Here is a 26,333-nt window from a genome sequence, read left to right as displayed (position 1 = left end):
CGGTTCGCATGTTTCACGATACGGCCTTCGGGCCGAAAGCGTTGCCGCCTGCGCGACGTCGGGGAGCGTCCTCGACGCTCGTTCGCAACGTCACGCGCGGGTTCGCGACGGCCAGTCTGCTGCCATTCGGCGGACCGGCGCGGGCGGAAGCGCTCGCCAATCTTCTCGCCACCACTGACAACGCCGAATTCGTCAATCTCGCGCTGACCGGCGGTCTCGCGCTCTTCGCCGTCGTCGTCGCCTTTACTCATCTCGGCGAGCGCAAGGTGTGGAGCCGGCGAGAGGCGGGGCTCGCGGCGGAGCTGGAAGCGACGCGCCAACGGCTCGATCGCGCCGAGATTTTTCTCTCCAGCGAGCCGCAGCTCTTCGTCTCCTGGGACAACGCCGCCGGCGAGCCCGACATTGAGAACGGACTCAATGATCCGGCCTTCGCGCGCCGCGTGCTCGCCTTCGGCTCCTGGCTCGGACCGGACGAGGCGGCTGCGCTGCAGGAGCGCGTCGATCGGTTGCGCCAGAATGGCGAAGGCTTTCATCTCTCGCTCGCCAGCCTGCAAGGACGCCGTTTCGATGCGGAAGGCCGCGCCGTCGCCGGCCGCGCCGTGCTGCGCATTCGCGAGGTCTCCGGCGAGCGGCTCGAGCTTCTGTCCTTGCGCGAGCGCCATACGCGCAGCGTCACCGAGGTGGACGGGCTGCGCGCGCTGCTCGAGGCGCTGCCGACGCCCGTGTGGATGCGCGACGTCGAGGGCCGGCTCATCTTCGTCAATTCCGCCTATGCGCAGGCGGTGGAGGCGGAAAGCTCGGCCGACGCGCTGCGCCGCCAGATCGAGCTGCTGGACAATGACGCGCGCATGGAGGCGCAGACGGCGCGCGGGCGCGACGAGGTTTGGCGCGCGCGTGTGACGGCGGTCGTCGCCGGCGAGCGGCATCGTCTCGATATCGTCGAGGCGCCCTGCCACGGCGCCGCCGCGGCGCTCGCCATCGACCGCCAAGAGATCGACACGACGCGCGCCGATCTCGAGCAGCAGATGCAGGCGCATTCGCGCACGCTTGATCAATTGCCGATCGCCGTCGCCATTTTTGATCGCGCCAAGCGCCTCACCTATCGCAACGCCGCCTATGAGAGTCTCTGGCCGCTCGATCGCGCCTATCTCGACCAGGGGCCGAGCGACAGCGAGATCCTCGATCGCCTGCGCGCCGAGCAGCGCCTTCCCGTCGAAGCCGATTACAAGGCCTGGAAGGCGCGTCTGCTGGAGGCCTATCAGGCGTCCGAAGAGCATCACGTGCATGTCTGGCACATGCCGAACGGGCGCACGCTGCGCGTCGTGGTGAACGCCAATCCGCAAGGCGGCGTCACCTATCTCTATGACGATGTGAGCGAGCGCTATTTCCTCGAATCGCGTTTCCATGCGCTCGATCGCATGCAGAACGAGACGCTGGAGAATTTGCGCGAGGGCGTCGCCGTCTTCGGTGCCGACGGACGCTTGCGCTTCTGCAATCCCGCTTTTCTCGCGCTATGGGCGCTCGAGAAGAGCATTCTCGACGAGAAGCCGCGCTTCGACGCTGTCGCCAATCTCTGCCGGCCGCTGCATCTCAATGAGGAGACCTGGAGCGAGCTGCGCGGCTTCGTCACCGGCCTGCAGGATATGCGGCAGGGCTTCACGCGGCGCATCGAGCGTTCCGACGGCGTGGTGCTCGACTGCACCGCGCAGCCGCTGCCGGAAGGCGCGGCGCTGCTCACCTTCGTCGATGTGACGGCGGGCGTGAATGTCGAGCGCGCGCTCACCGAGCGCAATCAGGCGCTGATCGCGGCGGAGAAGATCCGCAATGATTTCGTCCATCATGTTTCTTACGAGCTGCGTTCGCCGCTCAACAACATCATCGGCTTCATTCACCTGCTCGGCGAGAAGACGACCGGCGAGCTGAACGCCAAGCAGCTCGAATATCTCGGCTATGTCGGCAAGTCGTCGGCGGCGCTGCTGGCCATCATCAACGATATTCTCGATCTCGCCACCATCGACAGCGACGCCATGGAGCTGGAGCTCGAGGAAGTGAACGCCGCCGACGCCATGCGCGCCGCGGCCGAGGGCGTTCAGGACCGGCTCGCGGAAAACGACATAGAGCTGCAGATCGTCGCCACTGGCGAGGTCGGGCGCTTTCGCGGCGACGCCAAGCGCATCCGCCAGATCCTGTTCAATCTGCTCGCCAATGCGATCGGCTTTTCTCGGCCGGGACAAACCATTACCCTCGCGGCGATGCGTCGGGAGGGGGAAATCGTGTTCAAGGTCGCCGATCGGGGGCGGGGCATCGCCCCGGAGGTCCTCGAGAAAGTCTTCGACCGTTTCGAGTCGCACACCTCGGGCTCGCGCCACAGGGGCGTCGGGCTCGGCCTCTCCATCGTGCGCGCCTTCACCGAGCTGCATGGCGGGCGCGTGCTCATCGACTCCGCGCTCGGCGAAGGCACGACGGTCACTTGCATCTTCCCGGCGCAAGAGAGCGGCGGACAGCAGGACCTCACCACGCGTGAAAAAGGACAGGCCTCATGAGCGAAGAGGCCGAATGGCTGATCGACGTCGCCGATGAAGCGCAGACCGCAGAGCTCGCCGCCCGCCTCGCCCCGCTCATTCGCGACACGGTGAAGCTCGTCACCCTCTCCGGCGATCTCGGCGCGGGCAAGACGGCCTTTGCGCGGGCGCTGATCCGCGCGCTGGCGCAGGATCCGACGCTGGAGGCGCCGAGCCCCACCTTCACGCTGATGCAGCTCTATGAGACGCCCTCCTGCCGCATATTGCACGCCGATCTCTATCGCATCGCCGGCGGCGAGGCGGAGCTCGAGGCCATGGGCTTCGAGGAGGAGGCCGAGGATGCGCTGGTGCTGGTCGAATGGCCGGAACGCGCGCCGAGCCTCTTTGCCGGCGAGCGTATGGAGGTGCGGCTCGCCTTCGCCGCGCCCGAGACGCCCGATGCGCGCCGCATCGGCATAAGCGCCCATGGCAAGGCGGCGGGGCGGCTCAAAGCCTTCCGCACCATGCGGGAGTTTCTGGAGCGCGCCGGCTGGAGCGACGCCGCCCGCGAATATTTGCAGGGCGACGCCTCCTCGCGCGTCTATGAGGTGCTGCGGCGCGGGGACGGCGCGCAGGCCATATTGATGATCTCGCCGGCGCGGCCGGACGGCCCGCCGATCCGCTATGGCAAGCCCTATAGCGCCATCGCGCGCCTCGCCGAGACGGTGAAGCCCTTCGTCGCCATGGCGGATGCGTTGCGCGGGCAGGGCCTGTCCGCGCCGCAGATCTACGCCTATGATCTCTCCGCCGGCTTCGTGCTGCTGGAGGATCTCGGCCGCGACGGCGTCGTCGCCGGCGGCGCGCCCATCGCCGATCGCTATTTGGAGGCGCTGGCGGCGCTCGCGCCGCTGCATGCGCGCCGCCTGCCGGATGTCCTGCCGGTCGAAGGCTCGACGCCCTATCACATACCGCCCTATGATCTCGACGCGCTGCTGATCGAGGTCGAGCTGCTGCTGGAATGGTATGCGGCGCGGGTCGGCGGCGGCGGCATATCGTCGGGCTCCAAGGCGACCTTCGTCAATCTCTGGCGCCAGGCGCTGATCGAGATCGTGATGTCGGCGCCGACCTGGACCTTGCGCGACTTCCACTCGCCCAATCTCATTTGGCTGCCGGGCCGTCAGGGAACGGCGCGCGTCGGCGTCATCGATTTCCAGGACACTGTGCTCGGCCATCCGGCCTATGACGTCGTGTCGCTGACGCAGGACGCGCGCGTCGACGTGCCGGACGAATTGGAGATGCGGCTGCTCGGCCATTATGCGCGCAAGCGCCGCGAGGCCGATCCGCTGTTCGACATGGCGGCTTTCGCGCGCGCCTACGCCATACTCGGCGCTCAGCGCGCGACCAAAATCCTCGGCATTTTCGCGCGGCTCGATCAGCGCGACCACAAGCCGCAATATCTCGTGCATCTGCCGCGCGTGGAAAGCTATCTGCGCAAGGGCCTGCGCCATCCCGCGCTCGCCGATCTCGAGGCCTGGTATGTCGCCAACCTCCCCGCGCTCTTCCATGCCTGAGGCGGCTTTCGTCTTCGCCGCTGGGCTCGGCACGCGCATGCGGCCGCTGACCGACCGGCTGCCCAAGCCGCTCGTCGCGATCGACGGCGTCGCTCTGCTCGACCGTTCGCTGGACGCTTTCGCGCAAGCGGGCGTCGGCATGGCGATCGTCAATGTCCATCATCTCGCCGATCAGATCGAGACGCATCTCGAGGGCCGCCAAACGCCGCGCATAATCCTCTCCGACGAGCGCGAGAAGCTGCTCGATCAAGGCGGCGGCATAAAGAAGGTCTTGGACCGTTTCGCGGGACGGCCCTTCTTCATCTGCAATACCGATGCGTTCTGGATCGGCGCGCGCGCAGACAATCTGCGCCGCCTCGCCGAAATCTGGAATCCGGAGATCATGGATATCGCTCTGCTGCTGGCTCCGCGCCTCAGCAGCGTCGGCGTCGATTGGGACGGCGATTTCCATCGGGCGGCGGATGGCCGGCTGACGAAGCGCGCCGCCGGCGAGACGGCGGATTTTGTCTATGCCGGGATCGGCATAGTGAAACCGCAGCTCTTCGAGACAGTCGAGCAGGATGTGTTTCCGCTCGCGCCGTTCTTTTTTCGCGCGGCGGAGCAGGGGCGGCTCTTCGGCGTCGCGCTCGACGGCAAATGGCTGCATGTCGGCACGATGGGCGCGATCGAGGAGGCCGAAAGCGCCGTCGCCGAGGAGAAAGACCGGCTGCGACAAGTCGCAGGGGAAGGATAGAGCAAAGGCTCCAGGATTTTTTTACCCTTGCGACGTCTTGTCCGGCCGCGACGCGGTTGCGCTGCTGTTTATGACTTTCAGACCATGGCATATTCGATGCTACGCTTGCGCTCCAGGAGCGGAAACACTCGGCATTCGTGCAATTTGCAACTCATAGGACCGTGAACGGCGATGATCGCATTGGCGCCGACCCTGTATTTATTCGGCGCCTTCATGCTGTCGCTGCTCGGCGTTTTCCTCTACGCGATCTGGCGCGGCGACGAAGAAGCCGAAGAATTATGGTGGTGGGCCGCGGTCTTCGCGACGGCGGGCGCCTCGGCGCTCTGCTACGCTTTCCGCAATGAGGTCGAATGGCTGTCGATCATTTTCGGAAACGCGCTCACTTTATGGGCATGCGGTCTGCTGTGGACGGGCATTCTCGTTTTTGTCGGCGAGCCGGTTCGGCCGCTGCTGGCCCTACTCGGCGGCGTGATTTGGGCCGCCGGCCTGTGGCGCGCCGACATTCACTTTCGAATTTCAGAAATCTCCGCGATCTCGGCGATCTATGAAATCGCCGCCGCCGTCGAATTGTTCCGCTACAATCGCATAGGCGGCCAGCGTCTCGTCGTGTCCCGCGTCACGGCCTGGATCATCGCGCTGCAAGCGGGGATCGAATTCACGCTCGCGATCGCCGCGCCGTTTATCGCGGTCGACGAAGCGAGCTTCCTCACCAGCCCATATCAGAAATACCGCTTCCTCGAGCTCTCCGGCTTTATCGCCGTTCTCGGCTTTCTATTGGCGACGCTCTCCAAAGAGCGCCTCGCCAAGCGACGAGAAGTCGCGGCGATGATCGATCCGCTGACCGGCCTTCCCAATCGGCGGGCCTTCGACCGGGCGGTCGAGCGCTCGAAGCGATCGGCCCCTGCGCCGTCGACGGCGGTGCTCGTCTTCGATCTCGACAATTTCAAATATATCAACGACCGCTTCGGCCATGCCGAGGGAGACCGCGTGCTGGCCGCCTTCGGCGCGACCGCGACGCGAAACACTCGAGCGAACGACATGCTGGCGCGCATCGGCGGCGAAGAATTCATCGCCATCCTCTCTCCGGCCGATCGGACGAGCGCATTGGTGATCGCGGAGCGCATTCGCTCGGCTTTCATCCGCGACGCCGCGCATCTCGCGGACGGCGCGGCGACCGTCAGCGTGGGCGTCACCGTGCTCGAGAATGCGCAGCCGGATCTCGCCGTCATGACGCGCGTCGCCGATGATGCGCTCTATCGCGCGAAGGCGGAGGGACGCAACCGCGTCATTTTCGCCAGCGTGCAGCATGAGCCGAAGACCCTCGCATCCTGAGCGTAACAGCACGTTAACCAAAGCGCATCCATACTGCCCCTACGTGCCGTGAGCCTCGCCGCGTGACGCGGGCGGCCGGCGCACGCCACGCTTGTCTCAGGGCCGTCATGGGCGAGATCATCGAATCGATAGTGATCGGCGCGGGGCCTGCGGGCCTCACCGCCGCTTATGTTCTGGCGAAGAACGGCCGCGAGGTTCTCGTCCTCGAGCAGGACCGATCCTATGTCGGCGGCATCAGCCGCACCGCGAGCTACAAGGGCTTTCTCTTCGACATAGGCGGACACCGCTTTTTCTCGAAATCGAAAGAGATCGTCGATCTGTGGGACGAGATTCTCCCGCATGATTTCATCGAGCGGCCGCGTCTGTCGCGCATCTTCTATCGCGAAAAATTCTACGCCTATCCGCTGAAAGCCTTCGAGGCGCTGAAGAATCTCGGGCTCTTCGAGAGCGCGCTGTGCATGGCGTCCTTCGCTTTCGCCAAGGCCTTTCCGGTGAAGGAGCCGCGCTCCTTCCATCAATGGGTGCGCAATCAATTCGGCGAGCGGCTGTTCGGCATCTTCTTCAAGACCTATACGGAAAAGGTCTGGGGCATGAGCTGCGACGATATCTCCGCCGATTGGGCGGCGCAGCGCATCAAGGGGCTCAGCCTCGGCGCGGCGATCATCGACGGGCTGCGCCGCTCTCTGAAGCTCCGCAAATCCAGCGGCGCGGCGAAGACGCTGATCGAATCCTTCCGCTATCCGCGTCGCGGTCCCGGCATGATGTGGGAAGCCGCCGCGCGCAAGATGCAGAAGCTCGGCGGCCGTCTGCGAATGGGCTGCAAGGTCGAGCAGCTCGCCTTCGATGAAGCGAGCGGAATTTGGACCGTCACGACACGCGATTCGCAGGGCGCTGTCGAGACTCATCGCGCGCGCAATGTGCTCTCCTCCGCGCCGCTGCGCGAGGTGATGAATGCGCTGACGCCGACGCCGCTCAGCCTGTTCAACGCGCGCGCGCTGGCCTATCGCGATTTTCTCACCGTCGTGCTGATCGGACGGCCGCAGGAGGAATTCCCCGACAATTGGATCTATATTCATGATCCGTCGGTGAAGGTCGGCCGCGTGCAGAATTTCAAATCCTGGTCGCCGGAGATGATCGCCGATGGCGTCTCAACCTGTCTCGGCCTCGAATATTTCTGCTTCGAGGGCGATGGATTGTGGAACGCGGCGGACGCCGATCTCATCGCGCTCGCCAAAGACGAGATCGCGAAGATCGGCCTCATGACGGCGGAGGATGTGCGCGACGCCTGCGTCGTGCGTCAGGCCAAGGCCTATCCGGTCTATGACGATTCCTACGCCGCCAATGTGCAGGCGATTCGTCTCGAGCTCGCGGCGCGCTATCCCGGCCTGCATCTCGTCGGCCGCAACGGCATGCACAAATACAACAACCAAGATCATGCGATGATGACCGGCATGTTGACGGCGCTCAACATCATCGCCGGCCGCGCGATCTATGACGTCTGGGGCGTGAACGAGGACGCAGAATATACGGAGGCCGGCGTCTCCGGGGCCGAGCAGGCGCTGGCGAGCGAGCGTCTCGTGCCGAAGCGGGTCGCTTGACGTGTCGACTCATCGCGTCTTCGCCGCGACGCGCGTGCTGTGCGATCTCATCGCCTATGGGCTGGCGAGCGGCGCGGCGCTGGCGCTCGATTATGGCCTCATGCTGCTCTGTCTCGAGACGCTCGGCATGCCCTATCTCGTCGCGGCGGCGATCGGCTTTTGCGGCGGGCTCGCGCTCGTCTATGCGCTCAGCATAGCGGTGGTGTTCCGCGATCGGCGCAGCGTGCGGCCGGCGTCGGAATTCTCGCTCTTCTGCGCCATCGGCCTCGCCGGCTTGCTCGTCACCGAGGCGTTGATGTTCCTCCTCGTCGGCCGTTTCGGCTTCGATCCCGCCTTTGCGAAAATACCGACGGCGGGCGTCGTCTTCCTGTTCAATTTCACCGCGCGCCGCGCGCTTCTGTTCTCGGCGCCGGCCGCGAAGGCCGCTGCGTGAGCGCGCTCGCCGGCGAGGCGGCGGATCTCCGCACGCGCGCGAGTGGTGACATTCCGCTTCTCGCCGCCATCATACCCGCGCTCGCCGGCGCCGCGCTATTGACGCTGCCTCGCGCGCGCGCCGTGTGGACAGCCGGCGAATTCTACGATTCCGACGACGCCATGCGCGCCGTGCAGCTTCGCGATCTCGTCGCCGGCCAAGCCTGGTTCGATATGACGGCGCGAAGGCTCGATCCGCCGGACGGCCTCTTCATGCATTGGTCGCGCATCGTCGATACGCCGCTCGCCGCGCTCGATCTGTTATTCGGACTGTTTCTCGCGCCGGAGATGGCGGAGCGCGCGACGCGGCTCACCTTTCCCTTTCTCTGCCTAGCTCTGCTCTTCGCGCTCGCGGCCTTTGCGGCGCGCGTCATGGCGGATCGCGCGGCGCGCATGCTCGCCGTCTGGCTGGTCTTTCTCTCGGCGCCGATGTTCATGCAATTCACGCCGGGCCGCATCGATCATCACGCGCCGCAGATCGCGTTGCTGATGGCGACATTCGGCCTCGTTGCGCTCGGCCTCGACGCCAAGCGTCCTCTGGCGCTCGCGGCAGCCGCGGCGCCGCTCGCTCTCTCGCTCGCCATCAGCCTCGAGAATCTTCCCTTCTTCGTCGTGCTGCTGGCGGCGCCGGCGATCCTCTTTCTCGTCGAAGGCGCAGCGGCGTCACGCCGCCTTCTCTCATTCGCTGTCGGCCTGCTCGTCTTCGCGCCGCTCGCCTATGCGGCGACTGTCGCGCCAGCGCGTTACGACCTCTCGGCTTGCGACGCCTATTCGGCCGTCCATATTCGCGCCATCCTCATCGGCGCGCTCGGCTTCGCGGCGCTGGCCGCCGCCGCGCCGCGCCTCGAGACACTCCTGCGCCGCATCGCCGGGCTCGGCCTCGTCGGCGCCGCGGCGCTCGGGACTTTCGTCGCCAGCGCGCCGCAATGTCTCGGCGATCCGCTGGTCGGGCTCGATCCGCTGCTGCGCGATCTCTGGCTCTCCCATGTCACCGAGGCCAAGCCGCTGAAGGCGTTCGTCTCCGATCCGGCCCTGCTGGTCTCCACCGCTGCGCCAGTGCTGCTCGGCCTACTCGCCGCCGCCGTCCTCGCCTGGCGGGAAGGTGGCCTCGCGCGCGGCCGCTGGGCCATGCTCGCCGCGGCGATCCTCATCGGCTTTGCCGCGGCGCTCTGGCAGATTCGCGTCTTCTCCTCGGTCACGCCGCTGGCCATGGTCGCGCTCGCCGGCGCAGCCGCCGCTCTATCGGCGCGCCTGGCCGGCGTCACGCCGCTGCTGCGCTGGCTCACGATCGGCCTGCTCTGTCTTTTCGTCTCTCCCATGGGCCTCGCTCTGGCGCTGCAATCGGACGGCGAGGCCGCGCCGCGCGAGACTCGCCGCGCCTGCCTCGAGGCGAGCGCCTTTTCGGGCCTCGCGGCGCTGCCGCCGGCGCGCATCGTCGCGCCGGTCGATATGGGCGCGCATATTCTCGCCTTCACGCCGCATTATGTCTTCGCCGCGCCCTATCATCGCGACAATCGCGGCAATCGCCTCGCGGTCGAGACATTTTTGGCCGCGCCCGCGGAGGCCGAGCGCCTTATGCGCGCCGCCGGCGCCGAGCTGCTGCTCTGGTGCGACGGCGGCGAGACCGGAAACGCCCTCATCGAACGCGCGCCCCATGGGCTGGCGGCGGCCCTCGCGCGCGGCGAGAGCGCCCCGTTCCTCGAGAAAATCCCACTCGAGCGCTCCCCTTTCCATGTTTTCGCCCTGCGTCCTGCGCAATAATATCCGGCGCATCGCCACTCCCGCCGTAACAGGAAACCCATACCGCCCATGTCCGCATCGCTGATCGATCGCCGCCGGCTTCTCCTCGCCGCTTCCAGCCTGCCCTTCGCCCGGCCGTCCTTCGCGCAGCAGCCGCAGGAGGCGGAGGAGGATCTGCAAGTGCGGATCGAGAACAGATCCGCGCCCGAGCTCTGCGCCGAGAAGGACAATATCGAGCTGGATTTCGTCTCGCCTCTGGTGCGGCGCATGCGCGTGCAGGCGGTTCATCCCTCCTATATCGGCATGATCGGCTCGGATCGCTGGGCGCCGGATTGGACGAGCTGCGATCTCTCGCATGATTCCAAATTCGCCGCCGACGCGCGCCGCCTCACCTTTTGGGAGACGCCGGAATTCTGGCTGGTCGGCTACACTTTCCCTTCCTTCTGGCGGCCGAACGACGTGCCCGTGCGCGTCGGCGATCGGGTGGAGAAGGGCTTTCATCTCGTGCAGCTGTGGATGACCTATCGCGAGCGCGCGGAAGAAATTCTGGTCTTCTACCCGCCGGACGGATATTGGCGCGCCCGCCCGCTGCCTTTCGAGGATATGCGCTGGACGGCCTATGGCTCCTCCTTCCTCATCGGCCCGGTGGAGGTGCAGGAGCGCCCCATTGTCGCGCTGAAGGAGATCGTCTTCGATCCGCAGACGCGCAGCTTCACCCTGCGCTTCCGCCGCGGCGGCGAGGCGAAGATTCGTCTCGCCTCCATCGATCAGGACCGCATCGTGCTCGATGTCTCCTATAGCGACGCAATGCCGGACGGCCTGCCCTTCGCCTCGCTGCGGTCCATGTACACCACGCAATCGATGAGCGACGCGGCGCTGGTCGCCTGGCGCGCCAAGCGCGGCATAGGCTGGCAGGAGGCGCCGGTCATCGGCTTTCCCGGCGCGCCGGCGACGGAAATCTGGCTCGGCCGACATATGCCGTCGCGGCACAATCTCTCGGCGCCGGATATGGTGTTCGGCAAGTTTCAATCGACGGCGACGACGGCGGTCAAATGACCGCGCGGCTCTTGTGGCTGGATGTTGCGCGCGGCCTCGCCGTGCTGGCGATGTTCGCCTTTCACTTCGGCTGGGACCTCGGCCATTTCGGCCATATCGATCCCGACATTCCCTATACGGACGCCTATAAGGCGTTCGGCCATGCGATTGCGGCGAGCTTTCTGTTCATCGCGGGCTTGTCGCTGACTCTCGCGCATGGGACGATGTTTCGCGCGCGCGCCTATTGGCGTCGGCTCGCTCTGCTCGTGGGCGCTGCGCTGCTGGTGAGCGCTGGGACCTATATCGCCTTCCCGTCGAGCTTCGTCTTTTTCGGCATTCTGCATTGCATAGCGGCGGCGAGCCTGCTCGCGCTGCCGTGTCTGCGGCTCCCCTGGCCGGCGGCTTTCGCCGCGGGCTTTGCGCTGGTCGCGGCGTCCTTCTTCGCGCGCGCCTCTTTCTTCGATGCGCCTTGGTTCTGGTGGACGGGGCTTTCGACCTTCGAGCCGATGACCAATGATTATCGCCCGCTCGCGCCTTGGGCGGGCGCGCTGCTTTTCGGCGTCGGCGCGGCGAAGCTGGCGCGTCTAGGCCCAGCGGCCGTCACGGATTCGCATGGCAATGTGATGACGCGCGGCGTCGCCTTGCTCGGGCGGCACAGCCTCGCGCTCTATCTCCTGCATCAGCCTTTGTTCTTCGCCGGCTTCACCGCCGTCGCCATGCTGCTCGCGCCGATGCAGAATGCGCGTTTCGAGGAAGCCTGCCGCGCGCAATGCGTCGCCTCTGGCGCCAACGCTCAAAAATGCAAGACGGCCTGCGATTGCGCGGCGCGCGAGGCGGCGCGGGAGGATGCGCTGCCCGACGCTGCGACCGACGAAGGGCGCGCACGCCTCGAGCGCATCGCGCGCGCTTGCGTGGTGAAATGAACTATGAGGCTTCGTGTTCGGAGGCGCTCGGCGTCAGCGCGCCGGCGCGAAGCGTTCGGTCGAGAGAACGGAGCAGTTCGCCGACGCGTCCTCCGCCGGACGGCGCCGCCGGAAAGCGGCGCAGCACGTCGACGACCTGTGGAGTCGCGCAACGGGCGGCGCGCCGTATTCGATCGGCTCCGAGATCGACAGTCTCGCCCGCCGTCAATTCGACGGCTCTAGCCGCGTGAGCGGCGGCTCCGAGAATATGCCTGACCTGAGTCGAACGCGCCAAGGGATGAAGATAAGCCGCCGATGACGCGCACATAGCGGCCCGCGCTGCGTGGCTGGCGGCGGGGTCATCGGATGCGAGCGCCGCCTTCAGCGCGGCGAGCGCCGCGTCCCGTAGCGCCTTCCCCCTTTTACCGCCGTGCGCGAACGTCCGCGCAGCTTCGATCGCATTTCGCGGACGGGAATCCGTGGGAGAGAATCGTTCGAAAATATCGAGCGTGGCCGCAGCGCATTCGACGGAATATCCGGCGATGGCGCGAAGCTCCTCCATGTCGAGAGGAATCTCGTCCGCCTTCGCCGGCTTATCGCGCGCGGGCGGACCTTCAATCATTCGGCGCGAGCATATTCTCCGGCCGCACCAGCGCGTCGAATTCTGCGTCCGTCACCTTGCCGGACTTCAGCGCCTCCTCGCGCAAAGTCGTGCCATTGTGATGGGCGGCGCGGGCGATCTTGGAGGCGGCGTCATAGCCGATCTTGGGCGCGAGCGCCGTCACCAGCATCAGCGAGCGCTCCAGGAAATTCTTGATATTCGCCTCGTCCGGCTCGATCCCGTCGATGCAGCGGGTGATGAAACTGTCGATGCCGTCGGCGAGCAGAATAGTCGATTCGAGCAGCGCTGCGGCGATCACCGGCTTCAGCACATTCAGCTCGAGATGGCCCTGCGAGGCGGCGAAGGTGATGGTGGCGTTATTGCCGAAGACTCGCGTGCAGACCATGGTCAGGGCTTCGACCTGGGTCGGATTGACCTTGCCCGGCATGATGGAGGAGCCGGGCTCGTTCTCCGGCAGCTTCAGCTCCGCGAGGCCGGCGCGAGGGCCGCAGCCGAGCAGGCGAATGTCGCAGCCGATCTTATAGAGCCCGGCGGCGAGCGCGTTCAGCGCGCCATGAGCGAAGACGGCGGCGTCATGGGCGGCGAGCGCCTCGAATTTATTCGGCGCCGTTTTGAACGGCAGGCTGGTCTGCGCCGCGATCTTGGCCGCGACGGCCTCGGCGAAGCCTTTGTAAGTGTTGACGCCCGTGCCGACGGCGGTGCCGCCCTGGGCGAGCAGGAACAAATCCTCGAGCCCCTGGCGAATGCGCTTTGCGCCGAACTCCGCCTGAGCGGCGTAGCCGGAAAACTCCTGGCCGAGCGTCACCGGCGTCGCATCCTGCAAATGGGTGCGGCCGATCTTGACGATATGCTCGAAGGCCTTGGACTTGGCGGCGAGCGCCGCGTGCAGCCGCTCCACCGCCGGCAGCAGGCGCTGCGAGATCGCGATCGCCGCGGCGACGTGAATGGCGGTGGGGAAGCTGTCGTTGGAGGATTGGCCGAGATTGACGTGGTCGTTGGGGTGAACCGGCTCCTTGGCCCCGCGGCCGGCGCCCAGCGCCTCATTGGCGCGATTGGCGATCACCTCATTGACGTTCATATTGGACTGCGTGCCGGAGCCCGTCTGCCAGACGACGAGCGGGAAATGCTCGTCGAGCTTGCCCTCGATCACGTCGCGGGCGGCGGTGGAGATGGCGGCGGCGACCTCGCCCTTCAGCAGGCCTTTCTCGAGATTGGCCTCGGCGGCCGCGAGCTTCACCCGCGCCAGCGCATGGACGATCTCGATCGGCATGCGGCCGACGCCAATGGGGAAATTCTGCCGCGACCGCTCCGTCTGCGCGCCCCAATAGGCGGAGGCGGGAACCTCTATGTCGCCAAAGGAATCGCGCTCGGTTCGGAATTCGGTCGTCTTGTCGGTCATCGGTCTCGCTCGCGGAAAATTATCGGGCTCGAGCTTCCCTATGGGGCATTTCGGCCCGTCTATCAATCATTGCCCGTGCGCGGCAGAATCGACTGCTCGCCGATGAAATAGGAATCGCCGATATCGCTGGTCGAGCGCAGCGCGAGAACCTCGGCGAGGCGATTGCGCGCGCGATTGACGCGGCTCTTCATCGTGCCGGGCGCGCAATTGCAGATTGCGGCGGCCTCCTCATAGGAAAGGCCCGAGGCGGCGACCAGGATCAGCGCCTCGCGCTGGTCCAGCGGCAGCTTTTGCAGCGCGCTGCGAAAATCGAGAAAATCCATATGCGCGTTCTGCGCCGGCAGCGACACCAGCCGCGCGGCTATGGCGCCGTCCGGGTCGGGCGCCTCGCGGCGCCGCTTGCGATAGTCGCTATAGTGGATGTTGCGCAGAATGGTGAACAGCCAGGCCGTGAGATTGGTCCCTTCGGTGAAGGAGGCCAAGCTGCTCCAGGCCTTGACCAAGGTCTCCTGGACCAGATCATCGGCGCGATCGGCGTTGCCGCAGAGCGAAACCGCGAATGCGCGCAGATTGGGAATCGCCGCGACGAGGTCGGCCTTCGTCCCCTTTCCTTGGGCTTTCGCCGCTTCGGATGTCGACACTATCCCTCCCCGGGCGCCTTCGACCGCTGCGGGGATATCGGGTCGCTCTCGAGCCGGTTCAAGAGCTCTAGGAAACGATCCGGAATCGGCTGGTTGAGGACGTCCTCATAGAGTCCGCGCAGCTGCTCGCCGATTTGCTCGCCGAGGTCATTGGGTTCCGCCTCGGCGCGCGCGTAGCGCGCCGGACGATGGGAATTCAAGACCATGAGCCCTACATTGTCCTGCGATGGCGCTGCGACGACGGCGCCGTCCTCCATGCTCGGGTTTTCGCTTGTGCTCAAGGCGGCGGCAGTGGACTTCCGGCTGCTTTTTACCATCTGCTCCTCGAGAATTCCCGTGAGGCCCGACTCTGGCGAGCGGACGCGGCTGCGCTATATTGCGATGCGTCGACCCACTCACAACGCTAATTTTACCAAATAGTTCCCATATATACGGCGGCGATTTGACGCAGCACGGCGCGCCATGATGGCGCGACTTTCGCAACGCGAAACGAGGGACATGATGTCCATTTCTCAGGCTATTCTAAGGCATGTGCCTTATTTGCGGCGTTTCGCCCGCGCTCTCTCGGGCAGCCGCGAAGGGGGCGACGCCTATGTGCTGGCGACGCTCGAGACTGCGGTCGCCGACCCCACCCGCCTCGTCGCCGACGAGGATCTGAAAATCTCCCTCTATCGCCTGTTTCTGGAAATCTGGACGTCGAGCCCGATCAACGCCCACACCGACCATTCCGGCCTCGCGGGCGACGATGAGACGGGCGCGCGGCGCAATCTCGACGCTATCTCGCTGCAGCCGCGCATCGCTTTTCTGCTGCATGCGCTGGAGGGCTTCTCGCTGGGCGAGATCGCGCGGGCGCTCGCCGTCACCGAGGCGCGGGCGGCGGCGCTGATCGACACGGCGAGCGCCGAGATCGCCGGCCAATTGGCGACCGATGTGCTCATCATAGAGGACGAGCCGCTGATCGCGCTCGATCTGCGCGGGCTGGTCGAGGAGCTCGGCCATAGAGTCGTCGCCGTGGCGCGCACGCATAGGGAGGCGGTCGAGGCCATATCCAAGACTCCTCCGGGCCTCATTCTGGCCGATATTCAGCTGGCGGACGGCAGCTCCGGCCTCGAGGCGGTCAATGAAATACTCGGCTCGCTGTCCACTCCGGTGATCTTCGTCACCGCCTATCCAGAGCGCTTTCTGACCGGAGAGCCGCCGGAGCCGGCGTTTCTCATCGCCAAGCCTTTCAGTGTCGACAGCTTGAAAGCGATTATCAGCCAAGCTTTGTTTTTCGACAGACGGTCCCATCTCAAACACAATGATAAGCATAAGTGAGCAATTAGGCCATAGCGTAGGTAATAGCTGATTTTCGTACGTATAGACCACAGGCCCAATTGCGGCAAAAAAAACTTCTATCGGAACCGAATAGAGCGCAACCTTGTCTTGACTCGGGCGTTGACTCCCGGGGGACAAGAGAAGGTAAAAGATATGACGGCGATCCAGGAAACGAAAAAGTCGAACCGTGGCTTTGCTTCGATGGACCCCGAGAAGCAGCGGGCGATCGCGCGCAAGGGCGGCCAGAACGTTCCCGATGAAAAGCGCAGCTTCTCGCAGAACCCCGAGCTGGCGGCCAAGGCCGGACGCAAGGGTGGCCAGAGCGTCGATCCGACCAAGCGGAGCTTCTCCCGCGATCACCAGCTCGCGTCCGAGGCCGGACGCAAGGGCGGCCACGCCTCCCACAGCAAGCCGAGAACAGCCGCGGAGTAATCCGCGGCCATTCTCTTTCGCCGTATCGCGGCCGGCTGACGTCAGCGGCGCGAAGGCCTCAGGCGGCGTGGGGCGTGGAGGTTTGCGCGATGATGGAATAGAGGGCCGAAGGGTCCCGCGTCGCGCGAATCGTCGCGACGATCGAAGGGTCGCGCAGCACGCGCGCCGCGCAGGCCAGCGCCTTGAGGTGATCGGCGCCGGAAGCCTCCGGCGTCACAAGAAGAAAAACGAGATCGACCGGCGCGCCGTCGAGCGCTTCGAAGTCGATCGGCCGCTCGAGCCGCGCGAAAATTCCGAAGATCGTTTTGACGCGGGCCAGCTTGCCATGCGGAATGGCGACGCCGTCGCCTATGCCGGTGGAGCCGAGGCGTTCGCGCTGCAGCAGCGCGTCGAAGATCTCGCGGGCCGGCAGGCCGGAAATCTCGGCCGCCTTCTCGCTCAGCTCCTGAAGCGCCTGCTTCTTGTTGTTCGCCTTGAGCGAGGGAATGACCGCTTCTGTGGAGAGCAAATCCGCGAGCCGCATGTGGCGTCTATCCCATTCGAGGCCGTGTCGGGGCCGAGCTCCGCCGTCGCGCGTGTTGCGCGCGAGATCGCTGTTCATCAAAGGATGCTCCGCGTCGCGCCATTGCGACGCGACCCTCGGCGGCGGGGGCCGCTCTCATTCGGGTCGCAGGGCGAATTCCATTGGTGCGAAATAAGCATGGCCGCCCTCACAGCTGCATCCAATCAAAAGGCAAGATATATGCCGTCTATTCGCCGCCCGGCGCATCGATCCAACCGATATGGTCGTCGTTGCGTCGGTAGACAACATTGAGCCGACCGGTGTCGGCGTTGCGGAAAACGACGACCGGCGCGCCGGTCAGATCGAGGTCCAAAACCGCAGCCGAGACCGTCAGCCGAGGCAGCCGCGACGTCGCCTCGGCGACGATCGTCGGCGCGAATTCCTTGGGCGCATCCTGCTCCTGATCGGGCGCCTCGAGCACATAGCTCTGCGCCACCTCGCCGTCCTCGCGCGGGGCGTGATGATCCTTCAGCCGGCTCTTATAGCGGCGCAGGCGCTTCTCGATGCGATCGGCGGCCTGATCGAAGGAGGCGTACGGCTCCTGCGCGCGGCCGTCGGCCTGAACGTCGATTCCGGCGAGATGCAGGCTGCAATCGGCGCGAAAGCCAGAGCCTTCCGGCGAAATCGTCACATGGCCGCTGAGCTCGCCGTCGAAATATTTGCCGGCGGCCGCCTTCAGCCGGTCGCCGACGTGAATCCGCAAAGCCTCGCCGATGTTGATGTTCTTGCCGGACACGCGCAGCGACATATCGGATTCGCCTCGTCCATTGGAGGGCTCGCGCCGGGCGCGGAGCCGCCTTCCTTGAAAAAATCTCGCGATGGTCTCGTGAGCGTCGGTTTCGACCGTCCCCCCACGGTCCTCGCCGCGACGCCGGCGAATATCCCGGCCCAGCGTCCGAGCGTCATTCTTGCCGTTCGAACGTGGCGGAAGACGGGCCGAGCTCGCATTTGCGCCCTGCCCGCTTCGGCGACAGGCTCTAAGTGCCTCGGCTCGGGAAGTCAATGGGCGAGCGTTTTGCTCATTCCCGCGGCGCCCAGGCGCCTAGGAGTTGTTACGGAGCCAATGAATTGCATCGACTGGACAAAAGGGGCGCCGTCATTCGCGGCAGGGCGTCCCCCGCCGGGTCGGCTCACAGCGCCGGCGCATGCTCCCGCGCCATCGCCTGCTTGGCGCGGCGGCGATCGACCGAAGAGGGGATGCGCAGGCTGTCGCGATATTTGGCGACGGTGCGGCGGGCGATGTCGATGTCGATCTCCTTGAGCCGCGCCACGATGGCGTCGTCGGAGAGCACGTCGAAAGGGCTCTCCTTGTCGATCATCTGCTTGATCTTGTAGCGCACCGCCTCGGCCGAATGGGCTTCGCCGCCGCTGGTGGTGGCGATGGAGGCGGAGAAGAAATATTTGAGCTCGAATATGCCGCGCGGCGTCATCATATATTTGTTGGAGGTAACGCGGGAGACGGTCGATTCGTGCATGCCGATGGCGTCGGCGATGGTGCGCAGATTGAGCGGCCGCAAATGCTCCACGCCCTTGGCGAGGAAGGCGTCCTGCAGTCGCACGATCTCCGAGGCGACCTTCAAAATGGTGCGCGAGCGCTGCTCGAGGCTCTTGGTCAGCCAATTGGCGTTCTGCAGGCAGCTCGAGATGAAGGTCTTGTCGCCGTCGCGTTTGGCGCCGGCGCTCACCTTCGCGGCATAGGAGTGGTTCACCAGCACGCGCGGCAGAGCGTCGGAGTTCAGCTCCACCATCCAGCTGCCGTCGGTCGCCGGGCGCACGATGACATCGGCGACCAGCGGCTGGATCGGCGCGCCGCCGAAGGCGCGGCCGGGCTTGGGATCGAGACGGCGAACCTCCGCCGCCATATCCGCCACATCGTCCTCGTCCACGCCGCACAGCCGCGCCAGAGCGGGGAAATCGCGCTTGGCGAGCAGCGGCAGATTGGCGACGAAGATTTGCATCGCCGGATCGAAGCGGTCGCGCTCGCGCAGCTGAATGGCGAGACACTCCTGCAGGTCGCGTGCGCCGATGCCCGATGGGTCGAAGCTCTGGATCGTCGCCAGCACGGCCGCTGCGCGCACGGGATCGGCGTCGAGCCGCAGCGCGATCTCGTCTATGTCCTCGCGCAGATAGCCGGTCTCGTCGATCGCATCGATGATGGCGTGGCCGATCAGCCGATCACGCGGGTCGGCGGAAGCGAGGGCGAGCTGCTCGGCGAGATGATCGTGCAGATTGGCGTCCGCGGCGACATAGGCCTCGAGATTGGGCGTCTCGCCATCGCCGCCGCCGCCGCTGGCGCCGGTCCAGGAATTGGCCGAGAGGCCCGCGCCCTCGAGCGAGCCGGAGGTGTCGGCGCCGGGGCGCTGGCCCTCGAGCTCGAAGGCGTTGCCGATCTCCGTGCCGAGCTCGGCCGCGAGCTGGCCGGCGTCCACCGCAAGACTTTCCTGCGCCCAATCGCCTTCGCGCGGCTCGCCGACCCCGTCGAAGCCGGCGTCGCCGCGGTCGTCGCCATCGCTGCTACGCTCCTGATGCGTGTCGGGGAAGTCGTCGGACTCGACCGCCTCGAGCAGCGGATTTCGTTCGAGCTCCTCATGCAGGAAAGCGGAAAGTTCGAGATTGGAGAATTGCAGCAGCTTGATCGCTTGCAGCAATTGGGGCGTCATCACCAGGGCTTGGCCCTGACGCATCATCAGCTTGGTGGAAATAGCCATTTTCCGCCTACTCGAAACTTTCCGCCATTACGTACGGCATTGGGCCGCCACAACGGCTGTTCTCGGCCTGTTTCTTGCTTATAGCACGGGGTCGGATTGGGCGCAGGACCATTTATTCGGCGCCCACCGGAAATTCCGCCTAGCAGTTAATCGCCGCGACGCTTCCGGTCGAAATCACGTTCCAAAAATCACACAATCCGAAATCACATGCGGAAATCTTCGCCGAGATAGATGCGCCGCACATCCTGATGCGCGACGATCTCCTCGGGCGTTCCTTCCGTCAAAACATGGCCGTTGTAGATGATGTAGGCGCGGTCGGTGAGGCCCAGCGTCTCGCGCACGCTATGGTCCGTTATCAGCACGCCTATGCCGCGCGCCTTCAAATGCCGCACGAGATCCTGAATGCCGCCGACGGCTATGGGGTCGATGCCTGCGAAAGGCTCGTCCAGCAGCATGAAGGCGGGGCGACCGGCGAGGGCGCGGGCGATCTCGCAGCGCCGCCGCTCGCCGCCCGAGAGCGCCACCGCCGGCGTGCGGCGCAGGCGCTCGAGCTTGAACTCCTCCAGCAGCGCATCCAGCTCCTGCTCGCGCAGGCGCTTGTCGGGCTGGGTGATCTCCAGCACGGCGCGGATATTGTCCTCGACCGTCAGGCCGCGGAAAATCGACGCCTCTTGCGGCAGATAGCCGATGCCGAGCCGCGCGCGCCGATACATGGGCAGGCCGGTGACGTCATAGCCGTCGAGCGCGATGACGCCGCGATCGGGCTTCACTAGCCCGGTAATCATATAGAAGACCGTGGTCTTGCCGGCGCCATTGGGGCCGAGCAGGCCCACCGCCTCGCCGCGCGCCACATGCAGGCTCACATCCTCGACGACGCGTCGGGTCTTATAGGCTTTGGCGAGATGCTGGATCGACAGCACGCCCTTATGCGCGGCGGCCTCCTCCTCCGAATAGGCCGCTGGGCCGGAGGCGCTGAATTCGGGCGTCTCATCGGCGCCTAAATTATCGGCGCCATTTTCCATGCGAGCGTCGATTTCGGTCGAAAACCGCGCCTCAGCCTCCGCTCGGGAGGGGCGGCGCAGGCGCAGCCGTTCCCCGATCCGGCTCAACAGGCCGGGTCGGGCGTCGCTCGTGGATGGGTAGGATCGAAAGCTCAAGTCTCAGCGCCCTGCACGAGAGAGACGGACCGCGTAGTTCGCGCGCGGCTCGCGGCGATCCTAAGCTTTCTCGACCAAAAACCCTCGTTACTTTTTTGCAATCCGGGAAACCGCGATCAGGCCCAGGGTCGAGCGGCGGCCGATTTGGCCTCGAAAGCGTCGATCGCGCCGGCCTTTTGCAGCGTGAGGCCGATATCGTCGAGCCCCTCGAGCAGGCAGTGCTTACGGAAAGGATCGATGTCGAATTTGACGACGCCGCCGTCCGGACCGCGAATTTCCTGAGCCGGCAGGTCGATCGTCAGTGTGGCGTTGGCGCCGCGCGCCGCGTCGTCCATCAGCTTCTCGAGCTCGGCCTGGGAGACCTTGATCGGCAGAATGCCGTTCTTGAAGCAGTTATTGTAGAAGATGTCGGCGAAGCTGGTGGAGATCACCGCCTTCACGCCATAGTCGAGCAGCGCCCAGGGGGCGTGCTCGCGCGACGAGCCGCAGCCGAAATTATCGCCCGCCACCAGAATCTTGACGTCGCGATAGGCCGGCTTGTTGAGCACGAAATCGGGATTGTCCGATCCGTCGTCCTTATAGCGCAGCTCCGAGAAGAGACCCTTGCCGAGGCCGGTGCGCGCAATCGTCTTCAGATATTGCTTCGGGATGATCATGTCCGTGTCGATGTTCATGATCGGCAGCGGCGCGGCGACGCCGGTGAGGGTGACGAATTTTTCCATTTCGGAGTGTCCTGGAGCCTCGGGCGCGCGGTGCGCTCTCCGGCGCCCTTTAGCAAATCGTCGCAAAAGGCGCAAAGCAGGCGATCCTGTGGCGATGGAGCACGCCCCGGCCAGTCTCTTGCCGTTTGAGACGATCGGTCGTATAAGAGCGCCATGAGCAGACGGGACGTGAACGATATTCGGCGCAAGCTCCTGGACCAGGGCGTCGCTTTGCTGATGGAGCAGGGCTACCACGGCACCGGCCTGCACGAGCTGGTGCAGAGCGTCGGCGTGCCCAAGGGCTCGTTCTACAATTACTTCCCCAGCAAGGAAGCGTTCAGCGCCGAGGTGGTGAAGCATTATATCGACCCTTTCATCGCCCAGCTCGACGCGCATCTCGCGCGCACCGACGTCGGCGCAGATGCGGCGCTCCGCGCCTATTTCGACGAGCTGATCGCCGATACGGAGCGCCGGGAGTTCAAAGGCGGCTGCCTGCTCGGCAATCTGATCGGCGAGATCGGCGACACCAGCGATCTGTGCCAGACCTCGCTGCGAGAGGCGGTGCGGCGCTATAGAGACAAGCTGCGGGATGGCGTCGCGCGCGGCCAGGCGGAGGGCTGCTTCCGCCGTGATCTCGACGCCAAGGAAATGGCCGACTTTCTCGTGGACGCGTGGCAGGGCTCGCTTCTGCGCATGAAGATCGAGCGCTCGGTCCGCCCGCTGACCCAGTTCCGCGACATGCTGCTGAACGGCTATTTCCGCGCCTGATTTTTTGCCCCGATTTGAGACGACCGGTCATTTTAAACAGAGGCCGAGCCCGAGGCGAGTGACTGCCCCGGAGGAGCCGCCGCGCCCAGAGCGCGTCGAAAAAACCGCGGGCGCAAAAGCCCCGCGGAAAAAAGGGAGGAAGCAGTGGCCAAGCGCATACTCGTCGTCGGCGGCGGCATAGGCGGAACGATGACCGCCAACAGCATCGTCGCAAAGCTCTACCCCGAGATATCGGAAGGCTCGGTCCAGGTGACCATGCTCTCCGACTCGCCCTGGCACTATTACAAGCCGGCTTTCATGTATGTCGCCTTCGACATGTTCTTCGAGGGCGAGCTGCGCCGCAAGCAGAGCTCCCTGCTGCGGCCCGAGATCGAGTTCATCGTCGACAAGGTGGAGCGATTCGATTTCCCCGGCTCCGGCGTGACGACGAAGAGCGGCCGGCGAATCGGCTATGACTATATCGTCGTGTCGACGGGCTGCCTGCCGGCGCCCGAGCGCATACAGGGCCTGAAAGAGGCGGGAGACTATTTCTATCAATATGAGCCGGCGCGCCGCCTCGCCGACAAGCTCCGCGGCTTCGAAAAGGGCCGCATCTTCATCACCGTCAATTTTCCCAAGACGCCCAATGTCCCGCATCAATGCGGCATAGCGCCGATCGAGACGACGCTGATGCTCGACGAATATCTGCGCCGCAAAGGCGTGCGCGACCAGGTCGAGATCGTCTACACCTATCCGACCGTCGCGCAGCTGCTGCGCAACTGCCTCTTCCTCCAGCAGGAGGTCTGCGAGGTGCTGCCCTCTGTTTTCGAGAGCAAGGGAATCAAATTCCAGCGCGGATTCACGCTGGATTCGGTCGATCCCGATCGCAAGGTCGCGCGCTCCGCGGAAGGACAAGAGGAAAATTTCGATCTGCTGATGTGCACGCCGCCGATTCGCGCGGTCGATGCGGTGGTCGAAAGCGGCGTCTCGCAGGCGATGAACAATGAAGGCTGGCTGCCTACCGACCGCCGAACCTTGCAGATCGAAGGCTACGCCAACGCCTATGTGATGGGCGACACCGTCGATCTGCCGATCAGCAAGGCCGGCGGCTCCTGTCACAACCAATGCCCGGTCATCGCGAATAATATTGCCGGCGACATTCGAATCGGCCGCACGGTCGACGCCTATGACGGCAAGGTCCAGGCCGTGGCGCAAATGGGCCTCGAGCTCGGAATGCCGCTCTGGTACGATTATGACGAGGATGTTCATCCGACGCCGCCCACCAAGCTCGGCGGTCTTCTCCGCAAGGCTTTCAACCGCGGAATCTATTGGTCCGTCGCGCGCGGCGTGATCTGAAAAAGCGAGGGATGAGCGATGAACACGACCGAACTCGACATGCGCCATGAAAGCGCCTCGCCAACGCTCGACGAGGCGACGCGAAAGGGAATCGCCGATCTTCTCGAGAAAGCCTCGCCTTTGCTTCAGGGCCGGCGCTTTCACAATATCGTCGATCTTCTCTCTCTCGCTTCCGACGCTGTGGACATGGCCGACGACGCGATGATCCAAAAGCTGATGAAAGCCTATGAGGAGTCGATCGGCGCGGCATGGACGCTCGGCAACGCCGCCCGCTTCGCCGCCAATGAGGCGTCGCGCAAGCCGACGCCGTCCCTGCTCGGCCTGCTGCGCGCGGCGGGCGACGAGGATGTGCGGCGCGGGCTGCATTTCGCGCTGCTGTTCCTGGCCGTGCTGGGGCGGCAGACGCGCGACGAGCCGGCATGACCGACACAGCGCTCGCCGCGCTCTATGAGCGGCGCGTGCGCGACTGGGCGCGGCGAGCGCGCGACGACTTGCGCCTCGCCGACGCCGACGTCTCCGTCACGCGGACGAGCCCGATCTGCGGCAGCCGGCTGACGCTCGATCTGCGATGCGAGAACGGCCGCATCGTTGCTCTCGGCCATCGCGCGCGGGCCTGCACGCTCTGCATGGCCGCGACCGCAATCGTTGTCGCGGGGGCGATCGGCGAGACTTTCGCCGATGTCCTCACGGCCGGCGAAGCGCTGGCGCAGCTTCTGGACGGCGCCGAGGTCGGCTTTCCCGAGCGGTGGCGGGAGCTGGAGATATTCGCCGCGGCGCGCGCCTTCCCGATGCGGCGCGGGTCCATTCTGCTGCCCTTCGACGCGCTCGCCGAGGCCTCGTCGCGGCTCACTCCGTGAGCGGGAGCAGAATATCCGCGTACCAGGCGCAGTTGAGGCCCAGCGCCTCGTCCTGCTGGAGGTCGCGGCCGACGTCCAGCCGGGCCGAATGGACGCCGAGCAGCGTCCAGGGAAGATCGCCCTGGCGCGCCTCCAGCGCCGGCACGCGGGCCACCACGGGCGCGCCGCTCGCGCCTCTGTGGGTGCGCGCGTCGGTGAGAAAATAGCCCTGGCCCTGAAAGCGCAGGCCGAAGGAGGAGGCGACGACGCCCTGCCGCGCCACCGGCATGTGATGCAGCGTGTCGTGGAAGCCCAAGGGAAAGCCGAGAATCAGCAGCGAGGAGCCGACCTCCACCGTGTCGAACTCGCCGCACAGATGCGCCGGGGTGAAGGCCCGATAGACGGTCGACTCCGGCAGAGCCCGCCGCTCGATCTCTATGACGGCCACATCGATCTCGCCGCCGGCGTCGAGGCCCTGGCGCCAGACGCTCTTGCCGTCCTCGTAGAGCAGCATCGAGAAGCCGGTCGATTGGGTCATATTCTCGGCGTCTATATGCAGCTCGATCTCGATACGGTCGGGGCAATGCCCGGTCGCCGCGTCGCTCAGCACATGGCGGCTCGTCACCAGGAAAAGCCGCTCGTCGCGCGCGAAGAAGAAGCCGCTGGCGTTGGTCAGCGGGGCGTCGCCTATGAAGGTGCCCACGCGCGCCGTGGTGAGAAGCAGAGGTTCGATCGTCATCGGCCGGCCTTTCTCCTCCATGGGAGATTCTCCCCCAACGGCGACATGGCCGCTCGGTTCCGCCCCGGCAAGTCGGGTCCGCCGCTCAGGGGCCGTGATAATCGGGGTCCGGCTTCGCCAGCAGAATGCTGGCGACGATCGGCATGGGATTGCTCAGCAGGCGGAAGCGGCTAAAGCCCGCCTTTTTGGCGAGCTTCTGCAGCTCGGCGAGGGTGCGCGGCTCGCCGCGGCCCATGGCCAGCGTGTAGAATCCGTAATAGGCGTCGAGCGGCTCCGCGCCCTCGACGCCCGACATGGCCTCTATTATCAGCAGCGTCCCGTCGCGCGGCAGGGCGCGGCGCACATTGCGCAGCAGCTCCAGCGCGGAGGCGTCGTCGTGATCATGGACGATGCGAATCAGCGTTATCACATCCGCGCCCTTGGGCAGCGGATCGGTGAGGAAATTTCCCGAAAAGAAGGTCGTGCGCTTGGCGAGCCCCGCTTCCTCGAGCCGGGCGCTGGCGCGCTCCACCACGGCCGGCAGATCGAAGAGCATCAGCTGCAGCCGCGGCGCCCGCGCCGCCGCGGCGATGAGAAAGGCGCCCTCGCCGCCGCCGACGTCGAGCAGCGCTCTGTGCCGGCGGATGGGGTAGATGTCGAGCAGCTCCTGCGCCACCAGCGGCTGCGAGGCGGCCATCAGCGCGCTATAGGGCGCGACCTCCTCGGCGGAGAGGGCGGCGGGATTTTCCGCCGCCGAATAGGGCCAATAATCGGCGAGCCGCGGCTCGGCCGATTCGTCGCCGCGCAGCAGGCCGACGGGATCGGCGAGATCGGCGTAGAGCATCGGCTGATGCGCGACGAGCGAGAGCGCCGCCTTGTTGCCGATGAGCGCCGCGCCCAGCTCGCCGAGGCCGAAGCGCTCCTTGCCGCGCCGCTCGACGAGGCCGAGCGAAGCCGCGGCGTCCAGCAGCCGCGCGGCGGCGTCCTGCGACAGCTCCAGCTTTTCGGCGACCTGCTCCACAGAGCGCGGCTGCTCCAGCAGCAGCTCGAGCAGCTTCAGCCGCACGCAGGCCAGCAGCACCTGCGAATAGACGAAGCCGGCGCAGAGATCGAGCATGGAGCGCGCGCGCTTGCGCGCCGCGGCGCGTGTCAGCGGATGCGCGGCGGCGAGCCGCTGAAAGCGCGGGCTCGACACCAGCCGATCCCGCAGCCGCCGCAGCCTGTCCCGAAAGAACTGCCCCATATGCCGCCCCT

General features: G+C 65.6%; 26 protein-coding genes. 15 read left to right on the top strand and 11 right to left on the bottom strand.

The window, feature by feature from the left end; genetic code table 11:
* Positions 1-8 precede the first annotated feature (8 nt).
* The 9 genes from EDE12_RS02650 to EDE12_RS02610 all read left to right on the top strand — a co-directional run bounded on the left by EDE12_RS02650 (position 9) and on the right by EDE12_RS02610 (position 11,904).
* Positions 9-2,543: a PAS-domain containing protein gene (locus EDE12_RS02650; protein ID WP_026599777.1), complete on the top strand. Its 2,535-nt coding sequence runs from the start codon at positions 9-11 to the stop codon at positions 2,541-2,543.
* Positions 2,540-4,072 (top strand): tRNA (adenosine(37)-N6)-threonylcarbamoyltransferase complex ATPase subunit type 1 TsaE, encoded by a 1,533-nt coding sequence (gene tsaE / locus EDE12_RS02645; protein ID WP_134187972.1) that lies wholly within the window; start codon positions 2,540-2,542, stop codon positions 4,070-4,072. The genes EDE12_RS02650 and tsaE overlap by 4 nt, the downstream gene beginning before the upstream one ends.
* Positions 4,065-4,805: a nucleotidyltransferase family protein gene (locus EDE12_RS02640; RefSeq protein ID WP_036291284.1), complete on the top strand. Its 741-nt coding sequence runs from the start codon at positions 4,065-4,067 to the stop codon at positions 4,803-4,805. The genes tsaE and EDE12_RS02640 overlap by 8 nt, the downstream gene beginning before the upstream one ends.
* 171 nt (positions 4,806-4,976) lie before the next feature.
* On the top strand, positions 4,977-6,137 hold the full coding sequence (locus EDE12_RS02635) for a GGDEF domain-containing protein (RefSeq protein WP_024878126.1): 1,161 nt from the start codon (positions 4,977-4,979) through the stop codon (positions 6,135-6,137).
* A gap of 107 nt (positions 6,138-6,244) precedes the next feature.
* The gene (locus EDE12_RS02630) at positions 6,245-7,735 is read left to right on the top strand and encodes an NAD(P)/FAD-dependent oxidoreductase (protein WP_024878127.1); all 1,491 of its coding nucleotides are present in this window, start codon (positions 6,245-6,247) and stop codon (positions 7,733-7,735) included.
* A gap of 1 nt (position 7,736) precedes the next feature.
* Complete coding sequence (locus tag EDE12_RS02625) at positions 7,737-8,168, top strand: GtrA family protein (protein ID WP_026599778.1); 432 nt, start codon at positions 7,737-7,739, stop codon at positions 8,166-8,168.
* Entirely contained in the window at positions 8,165-9,967 is a 1,803-nt protein-coding gene (locus EDE12_RS02620) for a hypothetical protein (protein ID WP_026599779.1), read from the top strand. Before EDE12_RS02625 ends, EDE12_RS02620 begins: the two co-directional genes overlap by 4 nt.
* 48 nt (positions 9,968-10,015) lie before the next feature.
* The gene (locus EDE12_RS02615; protein WP_026599780.1) at positions 10,016-11,002 is read left to right on the top strand and encodes a hypothetical protein; all 987 of its coding nucleotides are present in this window, start codon (positions 10,016-10,018) and stop codon (positions 11,000-11,002) included.
* Complete coding sequence (locus tag EDE12_RS02610; protein WP_026599781.1) at positions 10,999-11,904, top strand: heparan-alpha-glucosaminide N-acetyltransferase; 906 nt, start codon at positions 10,999-11,001, stop codon at positions 11,902-11,904. The genes EDE12_RS02615 and EDE12_RS02610 overlap by 4 nt, the downstream gene beginning before the upstream one ends.
* Before the next feature lies 1 nt (position 11,905).
* Here the strand turns inward: EDE12_RS02610 and EDE12_RS22515 are convergent, their stop codons facing one another.
* The 4 genes from EDE12_RS22515 to EDE12_RS02590 form a co-directional block, all read right to left on the bottom strand.
* Positions 11,906-12,445 (bottom strand): putative immunity protein, encoded by a 540-nt coding sequence (locus tag EDE12_RS22515; protein WP_036292022.1) that lies wholly within the window; start codon positions 12,443-12,445, stop codon positions 11,906-11,908.
* A 52-nt stretch (positions 12,446-12,497) separates the two neighbouring features.
* The gene (fumC, locus tag EDE12_RS02600) at positions 12,498-13,904 is read right to left on the bottom strand and encodes a class II fumarate hydratase (protein WP_026599783.1); all 1,407 of its coding nucleotides are present in this window, start codon (positions 13,902-13,904) and stop codon (positions 12,498-12,500) included.
* Positions 13,905-13,966: 62 nt separating this feature from the next.
* A complete protein-coding gene (locus EDE12_RS02595) occupies positions 13,967-14,545 on the bottom strand; it encodes a sigma-70 family RNA polymerase sigma factor (RefSeq protein ID WP_024878134.1) in 579 nt (192 codons plus the stop codon).
* Complete coding sequence (locus EDE12_RS02590) at positions 14,545-14,802, bottom strand: NepR family anti-sigma factor (protein WP_024878135.1); 258 nt, start codon at positions 14,800-14,802, stop codon at positions 14,545-14,547. Before EDE12_RS02590 ends, EDE12_RS02595 begins: the two co-directional genes overlap by 1 nt.
* A gap of 244 nt (positions 14,803-15,046) precedes the next feature.
* Here EDE12_RS02590 and EDE12_RS02585 point away from each other — a divergent pair, with 244 nt between their 5' ends.
* Together EDE12_RS02585 and EDE12_RS02580 are read left to right on the top strand one after the other, a co-directional pair.
* Positions 15,047-15,862, top strand: a complete 816-nt coding sequence (locus tag EDE12_RS02585; protein ID WP_024878136.1) for a response regulator — start codon at positions 15,047-15,049, stop codon at positions 15,860-15,862.
* Positions 15,863-16,015: 153 nt separating this feature from the next.
* Positions 16,016-16,294 (top strand): general stress protein, encoded by a 279-nt coding sequence (locus EDE12_RS02580; protein WP_024878137.1) that lies wholly within the window; start codon positions 16,016-16,018, stop codon positions 16,292-16,294.
* A 58-nt stretch (positions 16,295-16,352) separates the two neighbouring features.
* On the opposite strand, the gene ptsN is transcribed toward EDE12_RS02580, so the two are convergent.
* The 5 genes from ptsN to leuD form a co-directional block, all read right to left on the bottom strand.
* Entirely contained in the window at positions 16,353-16,817 is a 465-nt protein-coding gene (ptsN, locus tag EDE12_RS02575) for a PTS IIA-like nitrogen regulatory protein PtsN (protein WP_024878138.1), read from the bottom strand.
* A 226-nt stretch (positions 16,818-17,043) separates the two neighbouring features.
* Positions 17,044-17,604, bottom strand: a complete 561-nt coding sequence (gene raiA, locus EDE12_RS02570; RefSeq protein ID WP_024878139.1) for a ribosome-associated translation inhibitor RaiA — start codon at positions 17,602-17,604, stop codon at positions 17,044-17,046.
* Between the two features lie 382 nt (positions 17,605-17,986).
* Positions 17,987-19,564 carry an RNA polymerase factor sigma-54 gene (gene rpoN, locus EDE12_RS02565; protein WP_024878140.1) on the bottom strand — a complete coding sequence of 526 codons (1,578 nt, stop codon included), beginning with the start codon at positions 19,562-19,564 and terminating at the stop codon, positions 17,987-17,989.
* 203 nt (positions 19,565-19,767) lie between these two features.
* Positions 19,768-20,673 (bottom strand): LPS export ABC transporter ATP-binding protein, encoded by a 906-nt coding sequence (gene lptB / locus EDE12_RS02560; protein WP_026599784.1) that lies wholly within the window; start codon positions 20,671-20,673, stop codon positions 19,768-19,770.
* A gap of 164 nt (positions 20,674-20,837) precedes the next feature.
* A complete protein-coding gene (gene leuD / locus EDE12_RS02555; RefSeq protein WP_024878142.1) occupies positions 20,838-21,443 on the bottom strand; it encodes a 3-isopropylmalate dehydratase small subunit in 606 nt (201 codons plus the stop codon).
* 153 nt (positions 21,444-21,596) lie between these two features.
* Between leuD and EDE12_RS02550 the strand changes: the two genes are divergently transcribed.
* From EDE12_RS02550 to EDE12_RS02535, 4 genes are all read left to right on the top strand, one after another.
* Positions 21,597-22,190 (top strand): TetR/AcrR family transcriptional regulator, encoded by a 594-nt coding sequence (locus tag EDE12_RS02550; RefSeq protein WP_024878143.1) that lies wholly within the window; start codon positions 21,597-21,599, stop codon positions 22,188-22,190.
* Between the two features lie 144 nt (positions 22,191-22,334).
* Complete coding sequence (locus EDE12_RS02545) at positions 22,335-23,525, top strand: FAD/NAD(P)-binding oxidoreductase (protein WP_026599785.1); 1,191 nt, start codon at positions 22,335-22,337, stop codon at positions 23,523-23,525.
* A gap of 18 nt (positions 23,526-23,543) precedes the next feature.
* Positions 23,544-23,948 carry a DUF1641 domain-containing protein gene (locus tag EDE12_RS02540; protein WP_024878145.1) on the top strand — a complete coding sequence of 135 codons (405 nt, stop codon included), beginning with the start codon at positions 23,544-23,546 and terminating at the stop codon, positions 23,946-23,948.
* Positions 23,945-24,382 (top strand): iron-sulfur cluster assembly scaffold protein, encoded by a 438-nt coding sequence (locus EDE12_RS02535; RefSeq protein ID WP_026599786.1) that lies wholly within the window; start codon positions 23,945-23,947, stop codon positions 24,380-24,382. The genes EDE12_RS02540 and EDE12_RS02535 overlap by 4 nt, the downstream gene beginning before the upstream one ends.
* On the opposite strand, the gene EDE12_RS02530 is transcribed toward EDE12_RS02535, so the two are convergent.
* Together EDE12_RS02530 and EDE12_RS02525 are read right to left on the bottom strand one after the other, a co-directional pair.
* Positions 24,372-25,100, bottom strand: coding sequence for a serine protease (locus EDE12_RS02530; protein ID WP_036292028.1), 729 nt, complete (start codon positions 25,098-25,100; stop codon positions 24,372-24,374). The genes EDE12_RS02535 and EDE12_RS02530 overlap by 11 nt on opposite strands.
* Before the next feature lie 85 nt (positions 25,101-25,185).
* On the bottom strand, positions 25,186-26,322 hold the full coding sequence (locus EDE12_RS02525; protein ID WP_024878148.1) for a methyltransferase: 1,137 nt from the start codon (positions 26,320-26,322) through the stop codon (positions 25,186-25,188).
* Positions 26,323-26,333 lie beyond the last annotated feature (11 nt).

Source organism: Methylosinus sp. sav-2, from assembly GCF_004366495.1.
Lineage (GTDB): Bacteria > Pseudomonadota > Alphaproteobacteria > Rhizobiales > Beijerinckiaceae > Methylosinus.
The sequence above is the reverse complement of the archived record's forward strand: the minus strand, read 5'-3'. Positions and strand labels throughout refer to the sequence as shown.